Below are 15,354 nucleotides of genomic sequence, written 5' to 3' on the forward strand. Positions count from 1 at the left end.
GTACGGCCTATGATCATATGCCGTTTGCCGCCGAATTTTTCTTTGATACGTGCAGCAACATCTTTCTCCACACAGGTCATTTCCATGGGCGGAAGAAATTGACCGTCGGGCAGGTGAGGCAATCCTTCCTTGGAACCGCTGATCCCGGCAAAACGTTCCACGTAGTCGTACCACGGAGCAATCTCTTTATAGCGTACCGGCCAATCTATGGCAATGCCTTCTTTTGCATTGGCTTCAAAATCCAGGTCCGACAGGCGGTAGCTCTGCCTTCCCCACATGAGCGAACGGCCACCCACATGATAGCCCCGAAACCAGTCAAAACGTTTGATTTCCGTGTAGGGACTGTCTTTATCGCTGCACCAGTAATCCAGGTTGGTTTCATTAAGCGGGTAGTCGCGTTTCAATACAGGATAATCTTTGATCATCTGCTGTGTTCTCCCGCCCCTGTGCGGAAATTCCCACGGGGCTTTGTTGGCATTTACATAGTCTTTTATGTGCTCAATGTTACGGCCTCTTTCCAGCATCAGTACCTTCAGCCCTTTTTCGGTGAGTTCTTTGGCGGCCCATCCGCCACTGATCCCCGAACCGATTACAATGGCATCATACGTATTATCAGGCATAGCAAACGTTTTAGAGATTAGCTGAATATAAAATATGTTATGTACAAATATAAAAGACCCTATACGTCACAAATCCGTACGCCTTCCTGCAGGGAGGCCAGCTGTCCTTCGGCATCCCGGGGTGTGGGAATAAATTCCTGTGCCACATAACCTTTAAAGCCCAGGTCCAGTATAGCTTTCATTATAGCCGGGTAGTACAATTCCTGTGACTGGTTGATTTCCCTTCTGCCCGGAACGCCGCCTGTGTGAAAATGTGAAAGGTAGGGATAGTGTTGCCTGATGGTCCTGATCACATCCCCTTCATCAATCTGCATGTGATAAATATCATACAGCAGTTTAAAATTTTCTGATCCTATCCGTTTGGACAATTCTACCCCCCATGCCGTTTTATCGCACTGGTAATCCTTATGGTCAATCTTACTGTTGAGCAATTCCATTACCAACGTTACATTATGCTTTTCGGCTATCCCCATCACTTTCTTCAATCCTTCCGCACAGTTTTTCCATCCGGTTTCATCATCTAAGTTCCTGCGGCTCCCGCTGAAGCAGATCAGTTGCTTATACCCTGCTTTGGCTACAAGCGGTATCATTTCGGCATAGTTTTTTATAAGCGTGGAATGGAATTCCGTATGATTCCATCCATCTTCGAGGTTTATTTCGGCGCCGTTGCACATGGATGAGTATAAGCCATGCTTCTGCAAAACGGGCCAATCTTTGGGACCCACCAGGTCAATTGCCACGATCCCCATCTTTTTTACACCTGTGCAAAGCGCTTCAAGCGGAATGCTTCCGTAGCACCACCGGCATACAGAGTGATTGATATTTCCTTTCATGGTATAAGCTTCCGGTTCTTTTAACGAAGAAGAGCCGGCAAAAGCATTTGCGGCACTGCCCATAGCCAGGGACCCTACCACCATATTTTTAATGGCACGCCTGCGGGGATTGGATGAAGAACCAGACATAAGAATAATTAGGATGCTTAAGTTATGTAATGTTTGATAAATAAATCCTTTTTAAATGTTAACCCGTTAATTCCCTTCCAGGGGCGCAATTAAATATTTACTTGCCATATTGTTGATTTAACTTTGAAAATTTGTGCCGGCAGAACAATGATAAAAACAAAACGGGGGAGCACAAAATTTTATCTTATCAAAAAACACGCTCACAGTAAATGTAAATGTTTTATTTTTAAGCCTCTTCTGAATTTTTTAATACGCTAATATTTTTTTCATGAACAGAAAATTACGAATGGGGATGATCGGTGGAGGCAAGGATGCCTTCATCGGCGCGGTTCACCGCATTGCCGCTAATATGGATGGACTTATAGAATTATCATGCGGTGCTTTGAGCATACGACCGGAAATAGCTGCAGACTCGGGTAAAGCTCTTTTTTTGCCGGAAGACAGGATCTATCTTAATTACGAAGAAATGCTGGAAAAAGAAAGCCAGATGCCGGCCGATGAACGTATAGATTTTGTAACGATCGTTACGCCTAATTTTGCACATTTTGCTCCGGCCATGCTTGCTTTAAGCAAAGGTTTTCATGTGGTAATTGAAAAACCTATGACTTTTACCCTTGACGAGGCTAAGCAATTGCAAAAAAAGGTGGAAGAAACAGGATTGGTGTTATGTCTTACTCATACCTATTCCGGCTATCCGATGGTTAAGCAGGCCAAACAAATGATAAAGGAAGGTGTATTGGGAAAAGTAAGAAAAGTATGGGTTGAATATCCCCAGGGATGGCTGAGCAGGCTTACGGAAAGAGAAGGCAATGCCCAGGCTGCCTGGAGAACAGATCCTTCCAAATCGGGCAAAAGCGGTTGTATGGGCGATATCGGTACGCATGCAGCGCATCTTGCCGAATATATAACAGGATTAAAAATTACCAAATTGGCTGCCGATCTCAATATTATGGTAGAGGGCAGGCCTTTGGATGATGACGGGAATGTATTATTGAAATTTGATAATGGAGCTGCGGGGGCGTTACTGGCATCGCAGGTTGCTGCGGGCGAAGAAAATGCGCTTAAGATCAGGATATATGGTGAGAAAGGAGGATTGGAGTGGGCGCAGCAGGAACCCAATACCTTACTGGTAAAATGGCTCGACCAGCCCGCGCAAATATACCGCACAGGCGGCGGTTACCTGGGTAATTATGCAAAACACAATACCCGTGTGCCCGGCGGTCATCCCGAAGGATACTTAGAGGCATTTGGTAATATTTACCGCAATTTCGCATTAACGGTGTCTGCACATATTGACGGGCAAAAGCCTTCGGAAGAGATACAGGATTTCCCCAGGGTAGATGAAGGAGTAAGGGGTATGGCGTTCATTGATAGTGTGGTTAAAAGCGGCGCCAGCAATGAAAAATGGACAGCATTCACGGTGTAAGGTTTAAGGTGTGGGGTATAAGGCCGTACAACCCTATGCCCTACACCTTATACCTCAATTAATAATTCTTTTCAAATTTTACGATCATGACAAATATCCAGGGTCCGGCTATATTTCTCGCTCAGTTCCTGGGCGATCAGCCGCCTTTTAATAATCTAAAATCAATTTGTGAATGGGCGGCAGGCTTGGGTTATGTGGGCGTTCAGCTGCCTACATGGGACAGCCGTGTTATTGACCTGCAGAAAGCAGCCGGAAGCAAAACATATGCCGATGAGATCAAAGGTATAGTGAACGGGGCCGGCTTGCAGATCACCGAACTTTCTTCTCATTTGCAGGGACAACTGGTGGCGGTACACCCCGCTTATGATGACCTGTTCGATGGGTTTGCGCCTGAAGCCTACCGCGGTAATGCAAAGGCACGCACCGAATGGGCAGTGCAACAATTAAAATATGCTGCCAAAGCATCGCAAAACCTGGGACTGAAAGCGCATGGCACCTTTAGCGGAGCTTTATTGTGGCATACGGTTTACCCCTGGCCCCAGCGCCCGGCAGGACTGGTAGAAACAGGCTTTACGGAACTGGCCGGCCGGTGGTTGCCTATTTTGAATACATTTGATGAAAATGGCATAGACCTGTGCTATGAAATACATCCGGGGGAAGACCTGCACGATGGCATTTCGTATGAAATGTTTTTAGAAAAAGTGAACAACCATCCCCGCGCCTGCCTTTTGTATGATCCCAGTCATTTTGTTTTGCAATGCCTGAATTACCTGGACTATATAGACAACTACCACGAACGCATACGCATGTTCCATGTAAAGGATGCGGAGTTTAATCCTTCCGGCAGGCAGGGTGTATATGGCGGATACCAGGGTTGGGTACAACGTGCGGGCCGTTTCCGTTCTTTGGGCGACGGGCAGGTAGATTTCAAGTCTGTTTTCAGTAAGCTGGCTGCATACAATTACGCCGGATGGGCGGTGCTGGAATGGGAATGTGCCATAAAGCATCCTGAAACCGGCGCAGCGGAAGGAGCGCCTTTTATCAAAGACCATATTATCCGCGTAACCGAAAAAGCCTTTGATGATTTTGCAGGAACAGGCAGTGACGAAAAATTTAATCGTAAGGTTTTGGGTCTTGCGTAGTATTTATTCGGATATTTACGCCCTGATTTTTGACAATACGATGACATTAAAAAACGTAAGTATGAAAAAAGTGGTTGCGGTATTTTCCTTAATTACAATTTGTTATGCGTGTGGCAGCTCCACTGCCGAGGAAAAAAAACCGATCAGCATCAATGTAAATCCTCAAATAAATGCCGGACATAAAATAGCGGAGACCGGTGCAACCGCTGCAACCGCCGAAGCCGGTGGAACCCAGACGCCCGCCGCCGCGCCCGCAAAAGACGGGAAAGCGTTGATCGCTGGATCGGATTGCCTGGCCTGCCACCAGGAAACGAATAAGCTGGTAGGCCCGTCTTATGCAGAGGTAGCTAAAAAATACAAAGAAGCGGATATTCCCAAGCTTGTGAAGAAAATAATAGATGGCGGTTCAGGCGTTTGGGGCGAAATTCCTATGCCTCCGCATGCATCCCTGGCACATGATGATGCAGAAGCTATGGTCAAATACATTCTTACCATTAAATAAAATTTATGAAAATTTTCAGGACAATAGTTTTAAGCGGCTTATTGCTCGCCGGCGGTAGCTTGCTTAGCAATGCGGTTGCCCAGCAAAAGGACAATACACTTTCTAAAAAAGAAAAAAAGCAGGGCTGGCAATTGTTGTTTGACGGAACCACCACCAACGGCTGGCATTCATTTAATAAGCCGCAGTTGGGCAGTGCCTGGAATGTGGAAGATGGGGCATTTCACCTGGGTAAAAAGGAAAGCAGGGATGCCGGCGGCGATGCCATTACCAATGAAGTGTTTGGTGATTTTGAATTGAAGCTCAACTGGAAGATCTCACCCAATGGTAACAGCGGTATTATGTTTTTGGTAAAAGAGGACCCTAAGTACAAGTATGCTCATTATACCGGTCCCGAAATGCAGGTGCTGGATAATAACGGGCACCCCGATGCAAAGATCGTTAAGCACCGCGCCGGTGATTTGTATGATTTGATCACCAGTAAACCCGAAAATGTAAAGCCTGCAGGTGAATGGAACAGTGTGCAAATCAAATTGAAAGATTCCAAACTGGAGCTTTGGCAGAACGGCGTTAAAGTAGTGTCAACCACCCTGTGGGATGACAACTGGAATAAGATGGTGGCAGGCAGTAAGTTTAAAGACCTTGAAGATTTTGCCAAATTCAAATCGGGACATATTGTGCTGCAGGACCACGGCAATGAAGTATGGTATAAAAACATTAAGATCAGGAAATTGTAGCTGAATTGATAGTTGGAGAGCCTGTTGTTGGGCCGGTCACATGATAATATGTGTATATTGTCGTGAAACGTGAAGGACAAAGGTGAAAGAAGTGCTTCACACCGTGCTGCCGGTTGGCAGATTTCATTTCTCACACAGCACCATAACCGGTCAGGCAATGCTTAACCGGTTTTTTATGTGCCATTCATGGTCCCGCATTTATAAGATAAGATCGTAGCTTATTTGAAGCACCCATTCAAGTCCCTTTATTTTTTGCAGCATTAATGAATCGGTTAGTACGTGGCTATCCTTATTAAAATACCGATTATTATGCTTATAGTATGTTTCCTTTTCCCTTTCAATTTTTACAGGATCTTTTTTAGCACAATACAGTACAAATTGCTCCCCGGTTGAATCGGACCGGATGATTATTTTAAATACTTCACTGCCCGCATCGTTAGAAAAAATTTTTCCTTTATAAGCGCCGATAAGTGAATCGCGGCCAACGATTGAATGCATCGAATGATTATCGTGCGCGTTTATGTCAATGGCTGGCGAATCGGCAATTTTTTATCTGCAGTTCCCCCAGGGATGGCGGATCTTCCTGCGAGAAGCCGTAAACAGCCAACAGCAGCAAAACCTGCATCAACATAATAAACTTGGTCACCCGGATATTTACAATATGCCGGCTCACAGCAAAACGGTTCATCGGGCTTTTTTCCCCGGTAATCGAAACAAAGCACCGCCTGGTCGAAATAAGTTCCATACCCGCTTAATGTTTTACATATTTGTACTGTTATAGTTGATGACGCTAACCGATGAAAGCTAAAATCCCAATCCCCTGAACAATCACCCCCGGTCCCGAAACCTGATCCCTGAAAAGAAAGATCCGATACTTAGGAAAAAACCAAAGCCAACCTGAAAACCATATCCAATTTATCCTTTGAAAGAAACCGTGAAGTCCCGTCAGTACCCTTGATAAAAACCATATAATATTTGCTTTCCAGCCTCTGACAAGATTTCAAATGATTGAACCGCGTCTCATTCCAGGCGTGGTTTTATTTTTTATCCAGGTAAATTTTTTCCCCGTCTTTTCGCAGCGATTCGTATACGGCATCAATCACTATCATATCTTTCAACGCTTCTTCACCGGTCATGTCCGGGTCGGGTGTGCCATTGAGTATACAATCGGCCAAGCCATCCATTTGTGCCGCCTGGTGTGTAATCAGGGGCTGGTTCATGGGGCCGAGGTGGGTTCTGCCCCGGATGGGGCCGTAGCCGAATGCCGGGCTAAGCTCCGCAAATCCCTTATCGCCAATAAGGTAAAGCCTTTCGTAATTATTAAAGTTATAGGTAGTTCCGCAGGAAGCGATAACGCCGCCGGGAAAACCCAGCTGGAAAGTAACGGTTTCATCTACTTCAGCGAATTTAACCCTGTCTGTTTTGGTTTCCTGGGCTGTTACCCAAACCGGCTCTTCGCCGGTAGCATAACGGGCTCCGTTAAGCGCATACACACCTACATCCATCATGGCACCTCCGCCTGCAAGCGCTTTTTTTAAACGCCATTGCGTTGGGTCGCCGATTTTAAACCCCATATAATTGTTAACGTGCATGATCCTGCCGAATTCACCGGCTTTACGCATTCTTATCAATTCGCGGGTATGCGGTTCAAAATGCAGGCGGTAGCCCACATAAAACTTTACGCCTGCTTTTTTACAGGCCGCGATCATTTCCCTTGCCTGCTGTGCGTTATCGGCAACCGGCTTTTCACAAATAACATGCTTACCTGTAGCGGCTACCTGCAACACATGCCTATGATGAAGCGAATTGGGCGTGGTAATGTAAACCAGGTCAATATCAGGGTTGTTGGCTATGGTATGAAGATTATCATAATTGTAAACATTTTTGCCGGGTATCCCGTAATCGGATTTCCAGGTGGCGATCTTGGAAGGCGTTCCGGTAACAATACCTGTAAGGCTTGCCAGTTTGCATTCTTTCATGGCCTTTGCCACAATATTGGCATAGCCCCCAAGCCCCATAAGTGCTACATGAAGTTTTTTGTCTGGTTTTTTAAAAGCAGGGAACAATGATGCGGAAGAAGACAGCGGCGCTAATGCGGCAGCGCCTATACCGATAGACAGCTTTTGTAAAAAATTGCGGCGTGAATGCATAATGAAAGGTTTAAAGCAATAACGGCTACCATGTTTATAACACTGCTATACAGGATGCCTGATAAAGATCGTATATGCTATTTAAAATAAATATACAATTTCCCAAAAATAAATGACGCGTTATTATTTGGGCGCATTTTAAATTAACCGGGCAGGGGTGCCTGCAAAACAGATATACCTATTGGATATTTTAGCTCATTAAAAGGAATGTAAAACAGGACTGAAAGCCAGGCCAGAGGAGTATATATAATTTTCGCATTTTTAAAAAGGATACGTTAACATAAGGGTACAGACTCCTCCTTTGGGTTGGGGTGACAAGCAATGGGATGATGATTGAGATGTGGAGGAAATGCCTGACAGTGCAATGCTGCTGAACTTCTTCAGGTCATAATAACTGTAATCCCGCAAAAAACAGGACGGTTTAAACCTGTTTAAAAAACAGCAAAAGGTTATGGAGAGCCGCAGGCTCGATGCCATTATGAGCCGTGCCGACAGCACTCACTTCTTCAAAAACTCATTTTACAACCATAACTAAAGCGCGGCTTTACAAAAGCATTAAGTCCGGGGTTCTTCGCAAACTTAAATGTGTTTTCTCTGCCTGAAATGTATCCTTAATGCTTTTATGGTTTCGCCGGCAATAAAAAGACCTAATTTGTGCTTACTATCATTCAACAAAAGCAATATGAAGACGCAGCAGTTCTCCAATCATGTACGCTATTATCCACCCCATCATTTCATTTTCTACCCGGTTACCGGGTTGCTGCTTTTTATAAGCATCCGTGGCGTGTGGCTTGATGCTGCCAACCGCTGGCTGTGGATAATGATTGCTTTATTAGCCGCAGTAACGGGCTGGCTGAGCTTTATGATGAGGCAGCACTACGCCTTAACCTGCCAGGACCGCCTGGTACGGCTGGAACTCCGCTTACGTTACTACCAGCTTACGCAGCAACGTTTGGAAAATATAGAAGGCCGCTTAAGCTTTAAGCAATTAGCGGCATTGCGGTTTGCTTCCGATGATGAGCTTGTTCCGCTTATGCAGCGTACATTAAAAGAAGGGCTGTCTCCCGATGCTATCAAGCAGGCCATTAAAGAATGGTTGCCCGATACAATGCGGGTATAGCTATTCTATATCTTTATACCTGTCTTCTGTTTCGTTGTCTGTGCTAAAAGGATTGTTTTCTTCATCCTCTTCGCCTATTGCTTCATCGGCATCATCCGCTTCACTTCCCGGAACATCAAGGTCTTTGCCGCTTAATCCGCTGCCTTCATTCAGCAATTCTCCTTCATTGTCTGTCATATCTAATCTTGCACGCCGCAAAGCGTTCTCATCATCCGTCGGCATTTTTTCCGCCGCATCCGCAAGGTCCTTTTTTTCGCCCGGTGTTACATCTGCATCCTCATCGTCTGGATCCTTATCAACTTCACCGGGCGTAATGTCCGGCACTTCTTCGGGCGATTTTTTATATGGAACATCGTCTGGCGGTTCCGGAACTTCGGTTATTTTTTTACTGCCGGGCTGAATGTTTTTTTCAATTTTTTTAATATCCGGAAATTCAGGTTTCCCTTTTTTGTCGGGCTTTTTACTTTTCATCAGAAATATATTTAAGCGTTTCGTGTTTTTAAATGCTCTTTGGGGAATCTTCTCCCTCTCAATTTTCTTCCGGTCGTTTACAATTTGTGCATGCCCCGTGAGCGACAGGTAATGTTGTGCGCCGGTATCTGCATACATCAGGTAAACTTTATTGCCGGCTGTTATTTGATAAGTTTTTTATATCCTCCATAAGTATTTTTCTTTATTAATTCCACAAATCATACCATAGCTGTTATTGCCTGCCTGCAGCGAAACAATTGTGATCCTGTAGAATAAATTACCCGGACCATGTTTCATTGCATTTTTAGCTTTTACAAAAGTTCGGAATGGAAGTATAAGGCGTATCTTTATAAAAAATATAATACAATGTCATTGCTGAATCAACAAAACAACAAGGGCAAGAAAAAAGGGAATAAAAAAAATAATCCGACCAATAACCAGGGGTCCAAATTCATACAAAAACCCAAACCCACCGGTTTTGTAAGCAAACAAACCAATACAGGCTCACAAAGAGGCAGCTAATTTTATTTGTGATAATGAATCCGCTTCAGCTTTCTATACGTTCTCTACAGCATATTGGCATTCCGGTTACCAGCATCATTGCTTCAGAAACCTTCTATAAACAGTTGGGTTTTATCGATGTAATGCAGGCTGAATTTTTACATAACCGGGAGCCGGGGACCTGTATTATGATGAAGCGGGGAGATATGATTATTGAACTGTACCAGTTACCCGGCAGGGAACTGGAAAGTATAGGCAAGCGCAAAGACGGGCATATAGATCATATTGCTTTTGATGTGCCTGATATTGATGAAGCTTTCGCGATATTAAAAGCTGGCGGATTTACGGTTTTGGAAGAGGCGCCTGTATTTTTGAATTTCTGGCAAAACGGATGCAAGTACTTTAATATTCTTGGTCCCGATGGAGAAAGGCTGGAGTTTAACCAGATGCTTTGATGCGCAGGCTTTCAGCCCTTGTCCAAATTTTCTATTTTAAGATATCCAATATGTATTCTGTGCAGCAGGGATAGCATAATGGCATATTTTGCTATAGCGGCATCGGGCAGAATGTCGCCGATCTCGTATATACCATCCACATCGCCATATTTATCATCCATATGTGAAGCCGCCCCGGTAAATCCCGTATGGCGGTAAAATGCCGCCCAACAGTACCGTAAAAAGCTTTAATGCCCGCATGGATTAAAATTAAAAAATGATCATTTCTCTCCATCTTTCTGGTGCACTGCGGCTGTCTTTTTTTCTGTTTTGGTTTTTGGATGAATGATCTCTTCTTTAGCAGGAGCATGTGGAAATCCGGGATAATCCTGGTCAATATGATCATCGGGATTGCGCTGAATGTCTTCTTTCTTTAATGGATTTGTTTTTTCACGCTTTTGTTGCAGGTATTGTTCCGTTCTTTTCTTTTTCATGATTTCTTTTTCTATACTACCTTACAATTGTGTGCCAGTTTTTGGCAGATATATAGTATTCAAACACTTTGTTTTTCTCTTTGTAAATAAAAGCTATGCAGGTTTTAAAAGATCTTTTCCAGGTGGGGGGCGATATCAATGGCATAACCTTTGATGTGCCGAATGCTTTATGGAATGACGGCAACTCCTATATTTTAAAGACCGGAGAAGGGTTGATCATGTTCGATTGCGGTTGCGGCGACACAATGGAACAGATATTCGAGAATATGCGGTACTGGAATCTGTCGCCCAATGATGTCCGTTATTGTGTGCTCACCCACCCGCATTATGATCATGCCGGCGGTGCGCATATCCTTAAAAAAAGAGGTGTGAAACTGGTAGCCATCCGTGAAACTGCCGATGCGGTGGCTTCGGGTGATGAACGTTGCTGCGGGTACCTGTATCACAAAGTTTTTACTCCTGTTGTTGTTGACCGGTTGGTGAAGGACGGAGAAAAATTCAGCTTGCTGGGTGTTGAAATAGAAGCCATGCATTTGCCCGGCCACAGCAAGGGCTGCACGGCTTTTTTGCTGGAATGGACAGGCAAAAAAATCGTGATCAGCGGTGATGTGATCGGCACCCTGCTGGTGGGTGATTTTGGCTGGGACGGCTCCATTGATTTCGATAAAAAAATATATACGGAATCATTGCGGCGATTTGCCAAAGTAGATTCAGATATTATGTTGCCAGGGCATGGCATGATATACTTTCACAAGCCCAGGTGGCGGGTGGAGCAGGCGCTGAACTCGGCGCTGATGCAATGGAGGTAGCCGGTGGCGGGGATAAGACCCTGAAACCTGGAACGTGCAACCCGGAACTCATCTCCATTTGGCGAAGCAACAATATCTTTTTATACCCCTGCTTTTTGTATTACCTCAAGTGTTTTCCTGAGCCCGGTTTCCGCTACTGTTTGAAGATCCTGCTTCCAGTATACGGGATTGTACATTTCCAGCGACACACATCCTTTAAAGCCGGTTCCTTTTAAATCTTTTAAAATAGAAGGGAGCGGTAATATACCATCGCCGGGGTATACCCTGTGCTTGTCTTCCAGTTGTGCCGGGGCCGGGGCGGCGGGTGCATCATTGAACTGAAAAATAGCAAATGCATCGCCATTCATCAGCTTAAGGCCTTCAAATCCGCCTTCACTGATATACATGTGGTATACATCCGGAATGACCATTGCTTTGGGATGATTGGCATCTAATGCAATACCCACCGCCTGCCCCAGCGTTTTTAACGGAAAGAATTTAACAAAGACCAGTGCAGGTTGTATATTGTATTCTTTCAATCCTATTTCAATAATATCCCGGTAACGGTCTGCTACCCATTTGCGGTCAAAATTTTCACCAACCGTGTTGGGGATCGTTTGAATGTGCTGTGCACCTATGTCGGATGCCATGCGCATACGGCGGCGGGTATCCCTGAGTGATTCATCAAACAATTCCTGTGTGGGTGGCAAAGCATTCCATAAGCCGATAACACTCGGCACAAATAAACCCAGATCTTTGATCTGTTTGCCCAGGTCTTTAAGGTTACCGCCATTTTTTTCATATTCCGCAAGCTCACCATCCCAGGGTTCTATGGCATCAAAACCCGCTTTGGCAGCTATTTTTACTTTATCGGTAAGCGATGCCGGGCGTATGGTAGCGGTATCAAGACAAATGGGCCAGGGGCTTACTCCTTTCTGGTATCTTTTTTCCTTTTTTTGACTGACATTTTTCTCCTTAAAAGAAAAAAGAGATGCTGACCCGGCGGCTATGCCTGCAGCAGTTCCCAACCCGATAAAATTCCTGCGTTTCATTGATGTGGTTAAAATATAAGTAATGTATTGCGTGTATGCCGTGCTGTTAGCATTGCAAAAAAGCTAAGCTACAAAAAAATAATGCGGCAGATACAAAGACTGAAAGGATTATTAACGATCCACCTGCATTTTATGGCTTCAATACAACGTGATGATGTTTTATTTATCCAATACGGCTATAAATGAATCCATTGTTCTCTTGACATAAAGACTTAAATCACGATAATGCTTTGTGGTTGATCTGCCCAATCTATAAATTTTAATTCGTGCTTTACCATCCCAACAGCCAGGCAAATATCAGCGGCGCTACAATGGTGGCGTCGCTTTCCACGATGAATTTTGGCGTATTGATGTCTAATTTACCCCAGGTAATTTTTTCATTGGGCACCGCGCCGGAATAAGAACCATAGGAAGTAGTGGAATCGCTGATCTGGCAGAAATAACTCCAGAAAGGCACATCATGCCACTCCAGGTCCTGGTACATCATGGGCACCACGCATATCGGGAAATCGCCGGCAATACCGCCGCCGATCTGGAAAAATCCAACGCCTTTACCGCCACTGTTGGCCCGGTACCATTCGGTAAGCCAAACCATGTATTCGATGCCGCTTTTCATAGTGCCGGCTTTTAGCTCCTGTTTAATAACATAGGATGCAAAAATATTGCCCATGGTGCTGTCTTCCCAGCCCGGTACTACGATAGGAATGTTTTTTTGCGCGGCGGCCAGCATCCAGCTATTTTGCGGATCAATTTCATAATGCTGTTCCAGTACGCCGCTCAGCAGCAGTTTATACATGTATTCGTGCGGGAAATAGCGTTCGCCTTTGGCATCTGCTTCCTTCCATATTTTTGCGATATGTTTTTGTATCCTGCGAAAAGCTTCTTCTTCCGGAATGCAGGTATCGGTTACGCGGTTGTAATGATTTTCCAGCAGGTCCCACTCTTCCTGCGGGCTCAGGTCGCGGTAGTTGGGCACACGTTTGTAATGGCTGTGCGCCACCAGGTTCATGATATCTTCTTCGAGGTTAGCGCCCGTGCAGCTAATGATATGCACTTTGTCCTGACGGATCATTTCCGCTAACGACAGTCCCAGCTCGGCAGTGCTCATAGCGCCCGCAAGGGTGATCATCATTTTACCGCCCTCTAATAAATGGGTTTCATATCCTTTAGCCGCATCCATCAACGCGGCGGAATTAAAATGCCTGAAGTGATGTTGTATGAACTGCGATACGGGTCCTTTTTCCATGACAATAGCTTTATGATATTTGCCGGCAAAAATAGGACAATTGGGCGGGATGGGTTGGGGTGAGATTGCCTTTTACCTGAAGATACGTATTTGGAGTATTAATTTTCTCACTCTTTGATACTGGTATTTTTACGCAAGCTTCTTTGTTTTACCTCACCTGTTTTTTATTTTCCTTCTTTATGGTTTTTGCTTTCGCTTCATATCGGCGGTGGTAAAACCACCAAACAGTGCCTGGTCGCCTTTGGATTTAATGATGGCAAAGCCTGCGCTGTTGTTCCGTAAGTTAATAAAATTACCTGCTTAAAAGATCACCGTTTTGTTCCCGCTCAGCATTACCCTGTCTTCCAGCACAAGCTTTAGGGCCTGCGCCAGCACCATTTTTTCTATGCCCCTCCCGGCCCTGGCCATTTCAGATGCATTCTGCGAATGATCAACAGGAATTGTGTTCTGGCATATAATGGGGCCTTCATCTAAATTGTTGTTTACAAAATGCGCCGTGGCGCCAATGATCTTTACGCCGCGGTTGTAGGCCTGGCGGTAAGGATGGGCGCCGATAAAAGCAGGCAAAAAAGAGTGGTGGATATTGATTATCCTGCCATTATATTGTTGTACAAATGCAGGGGTGAGTATGCGCATATACCTGGCCAACACGATATAGTCGGGCGCATAGCTGTTGATGACGGGGGTGAGCAATTGCTCGTGTTCCTCCCGGGAGCGTCCTTCGGCGGGAATGTGATGGTAAGGCAGGCTGAATTTTTCAGTAAAATCCTTCAACAGGTCATAATTGCTGATCACAGCGCTTATTTCCGCGTTCCATTCTTTAAAATGATTGCGCATCAGCAGGTCGCCGAGGCAGTGATTTTCTTTGGTGGCCAGTATGATCAGCTTCTTCTTCCGGTCGGGCACAACTTCTATCCGGCTGTTGGGCGGAAGCGCTGCTGCTAACGCTTCCAGCAATAATTTTTGGTCCGCTTCTCCTTCAGCCTCCGTGCGCATGAAGAAATGATTGTTGGCTTCGTCTACGAACTCTTTGTTCTTTACGATATTCAAACCGTTTTCATATAGTACCCGGGTGATCTTATAGATCAATCCTTTCTCATCGGTGCAGTGCACCAATATCGTGCGTAATGTATTCATGTATTGAGGGAAGTAATGCGCAAAGGTATAGCTTAAAAATATCCCTGAAAAAAGGCTTTAAACAACAGCCGCTTGCAAAAGTGATAATTCACAATAAAAAAAAGAAGCTATGTCGTAAAAAAGGGAGAGGATCCCCAACCTGATCTTATTGGGCGGATACCCGAAATATTTTTTAAATGCTGTAGTAAAATGAGAAGCATGTTTGTACCCTGCTATTCTGGCCACTTCGGCTATTTTTTTGTTACCTGCTAACAGCAGCGTTTTCGCTTTTTCCATCCGCTCTTTTTGCAGGTAGCCGTAAATGGTGGTGCCAAATACCTGCTTAAAATTCTTTTTTAAGTAACAATCATTCGTACCTACCTGTTGCGCCAGGTCAATAATGGAGCAGGGGCGGGAAAGATTGGAAGCGATGATCTCCCTTGCCAGGTGCATCTTTTTAATATTTGCTTCGCCCAGCTCTTCCGGCATATCGGGTGCAGGCTCCTGTTCATACTGCTCTAATTGCAACATCAGCAGTTCAATTACCTTCGACTTGATGAACAACCGCTTGTAATGACCTTTATGTTCGCACTGCA

21 protein-coding genes are annotated in these 15,354 nt (G+C 44.9%); 9 read left to right on the plus strand and 12 right to left on the minus strand.

Features of this window, described 5'->3' with window-relative positions; all coding sequences use genetic code 11:
- Both PLH26_RS12690 and PLH26_RS12695 read right to left on the minus strand, forming a co-directional pair.
- A partial coding sequence (locus PLH26_RS12690) for an NAD(P)-binding protein (protein ID WP_324586397.1) occupies positions 1-620 on the minus strand: 620 nt, incomplete at its 3' end.
- A gap of 59 nt (positions 621-679) precedes the next feature.
- A complete protein-coding gene (locus PLH26_RS12695) occupies positions 680-1,582 on the minus strand; it encodes a hydroxypyruvate isomerase family protein (protein ID WP_324586398.1) in 903 nt (300 codons plus the stop codon).
- Positions 1,583-1,850: 268 nt separating this feature from the next.
- On the opposite strand from PLH26_RS12695, the gene PLH26_RS12700 reads away from it, so the two are divergent.
- The 4 genes from PLH26_RS12700 to PLH26_RS12715 all read left to right on the plus strand — a co-directional run bounded on the left by PLH26_RS12700 (position 1,851) and on the right by PLH26_RS12715 (position 5,386).
- Complete coding sequence (locus PLH26_RS12700; protein WP_324586399.1) at positions 1,851-3,008, plus strand: Gfo/Idh/MocA family protein; 1,158 nt, start codon at positions 1,851-1,853, stop codon at positions 3,006-3,008.
- A gap of 86 nt (positions 3,009-3,094) precedes the next feature.
- Positions 3,095-4,150: a sugar phosphate isomerase/epimerase family protein gene (locus PLH26_RS12705; RefSeq protein WP_324586400.1), complete on the plus strand. Its 1,056-nt coding sequence runs from the start codon at positions 3,095-3,097 to the stop codon at positions 4,148-4,150.
- Positions 4,151-4,211: 61 nt separating this feature from the next.
- On the plus strand, positions 4,212-4,652 hold the full coding sequence (locus PLH26_RS12710) for a c-type cytochrome (protein WP_324586401.1): 441 nt from the start codon (positions 4,212-4,214) through the stop codon (positions 4,650-4,652).
- A gap of 5 nt (positions 4,653-4,657) precedes the next feature.
- Positions 4,658-5,386: a 3-keto-disaccharide hydrolase gene (locus PLH26_RS12715; RefSeq protein WP_324586402.1), complete on the plus strand. Its 729-nt coding sequence runs from the start codon at positions 4,658-4,660 to the stop codon at positions 5,384-5,386.
- 198 nt (positions 5,387-5,584) lie between these two features.
- Here PLH26_RS12715 and PLH26_RS12720 read toward each other — a convergent pair whose 3' ends face one another.
- From PLH26_RS12720 to PLH26_RS12730, 3 genes are all read right to left on the minus strand, one after another.
- A complete protein-coding gene (locus tag PLH26_RS12720) occupies positions 5,585-5,884 on the minus strand; it encodes a hypothetical protein (RefSeq protein ID WP_324586403.1) in 300 nt (99 codons plus the stop codon).
- Between the two features lie 25 nt (positions 5,885-5,909).
- The gene (locus PLH26_RS12725; RefSeq protein ID WP_324586404.1) at positions 5,910-6,131 is read right to left on the minus strand and encodes a hypothetical protein; all 222 of its coding nucleotides are present in this window, start codon (positions 6,129-6,131) and stop codon (positions 5,910-5,912) included.
- 292 nt (positions 6,132-6,423) lie between these two features.
- The gene (locus PLH26_RS12730) at positions 6,424-7,536 is read right to left on the minus strand and encodes a Gfo/Idh/MocA family protein (protein WP_324586405.1); all 1,113 of its coding nucleotides are present in this window, start codon (positions 7,534-7,536) and stop codon (positions 6,424-6,426) included.
- Positions 7,537-8,218: 682 nt separating this feature from the next.
- Here PLH26_RS12730 and PLH26_RS12735 point away from each other — a divergent pair.
- The gene (locus PLH26_RS12735; protein WP_324586406.1) at positions 8,219-8,656 is read left to right on the plus strand and encodes a DUF6526 family protein; all 438 of its coding nucleotides are present in this window, start codon (positions 8,219-8,221) and stop codon (positions 8,654-8,656) included.
- Here the strand turns inward: PLH26_RS12735 and PLH26_RS12740 are convergent, their stop codons facing one another.
- Positions 8,657-9,265 (minus strand): hypothetical protein, encoded by a 609-nt coding sequence (locus PLH26_RS12740; RefSeq protein ID WP_324586407.1) that lies wholly within the window; start codon positions 9,263-9,265, stop codon positions 8,657-8,659.
- 228 nt (positions 9,266-9,493) lie between these two features.
- Here PLH26_RS12740 and PLH26_RS12745 point away from each other — a divergent pair, with 228 nt between their 5' ends.
- Positions 9,494-9,649 (plus strand): hypothetical protein, encoded by a 156-nt coding sequence (locus PLH26_RS12745; RefSeq protein WP_324586408.1) that lies wholly within the window; start codon positions 9,494-9,496, stop codon positions 9,647-9,649.
- A gap of 14 nt (positions 9,650-9,663) precedes the next feature.
- Positions 9,664-10,083 (plus strand): VOC family protein, encoded by a 420-nt coding sequence (locus PLH26_RS12750; RefSeq protein ID WP_324586409.1) that lies wholly within the window; start codon positions 9,664-9,666, stop codon positions 10,081-10,083.
- 11 nt (positions 10,084-10,094) lie between these two features.
- Here PLH26_RS12750 and PLH26_RS12755 read toward each other — a convergent pair whose 3' ends face one another.
- Together PLH26_RS12755 and PLH26_RS12760 are read right to left on the minus strand one after the other, a co-directional pair.
- Positions 10,095-10,244 carry a hypothetical protein gene (locus tag PLH26_RS12755; RefSeq protein WP_324586410.1) on the minus strand — a complete coding sequence of 50 codons (150 nt, stop codon included), beginning with the start codon at positions 10,242-10,244 and terminating at the stop codon, positions 10,095-10,097.
- 99 nt (positions 10,245-10,343) lie between these two features.
- Positions 10,344-10,556: a hypothetical protein gene (locus PLH26_RS12760; protein ID WP_324586411.1), complete on the minus strand. Its 213-nt coding sequence runs from the start codon at positions 10,554-10,556 to the stop codon at positions 10,344-10,346.
- 95 nt (positions 10,557-10,651) lie between these two features.
- Here PLH26_RS12760 and PLH26_RS12765 point away from each other — a divergent pair, with 95 nt between their 5' ends.
- The gene (locus PLH26_RS12765; protein ID WP_324586412.1) at positions 10,652-11,365 is read left to right on the plus strand and encodes an MBL fold metallo-hydrolase; all 714 of its coding nucleotides are present in this window, start codon (positions 10,652-10,654) and stop codon (positions 11,363-11,365) included.
- Positions 11,366-11,445: 80 nt separating this feature from the next.
- Here PLH26_RS12765 and PLH26_RS12770 read toward each other — a convergent pair whose 3' ends face one another.
- Positions 11,446-12,396 (minus strand): sugar phosphate isomerase/epimerase family protein, encoded by a 951-nt coding sequence (locus PLH26_RS12770; RefSeq protein WP_324586413.1) that lies wholly within the window; start codon positions 12,394-12,396, stop codon positions 11,446-11,448.
- Between the two features lie 271 nt (positions 12,397-12,667).
- Entirely contained in the window at positions 12,668-13,642 is a 975-nt protein-coding gene (locus PLH26_RS12775) for a deoxyhypusine synthase family protein (RefSeq protein WP_324586414.1), read from the minus strand.
- A gap of 114 nt (positions 13,643-13,756) precedes the next feature.
- Between PLH26_RS12775 and PLH26_RS12780 the strand changes: the two genes are divergently transcribed.
- The gene (locus PLH26_RS12780) at positions 13,757-13,924 is read left to right on the plus strand and encodes a hypothetical protein (RefSeq protein ID WP_324586415.1); all 168 of its coding nucleotides are present in this window, start codon (positions 13,757-13,759) and stop codon (positions 13,922-13,924) included.
- Positions 13,925-13,942: 18 nt separating this feature from the next.
- On the opposite strand, the gene purU is transcribed toward PLH26_RS12780, so the two are convergent.
- Together purU and PLH26_RS12790 are read right to left on the minus strand one after the other, a co-directional pair.
- Positions 13,943-14,779 (minus strand): formyltetrahydrofolate deformylase, encoded by an 837-nt coding sequence (gene purU, locus PLH26_RS12785; RefSeq protein WP_324586416.1) that lies wholly within the window; start codon positions 14,777-14,779, stop codon positions 13,943-13,945.
- 57 nt (positions 14,780-14,836) lie between these two features.
- Positions 14,837-15,354, minus strand: a 518-nt coding sequence (locus PLH26_RS12790) for a helix-turn-helix transcriptional regulator (protein WP_324586417.1), incomplete at its 5' end; no start/stop codon positions are given.

Source organism: Agriterribacter sp., assembly GCF_035444585.1.
Lineage (GTDB): Bacteria > Bacteroidota > Bacteroidia > Chitinophagales > Chitinophagaceae > Agriterribacter.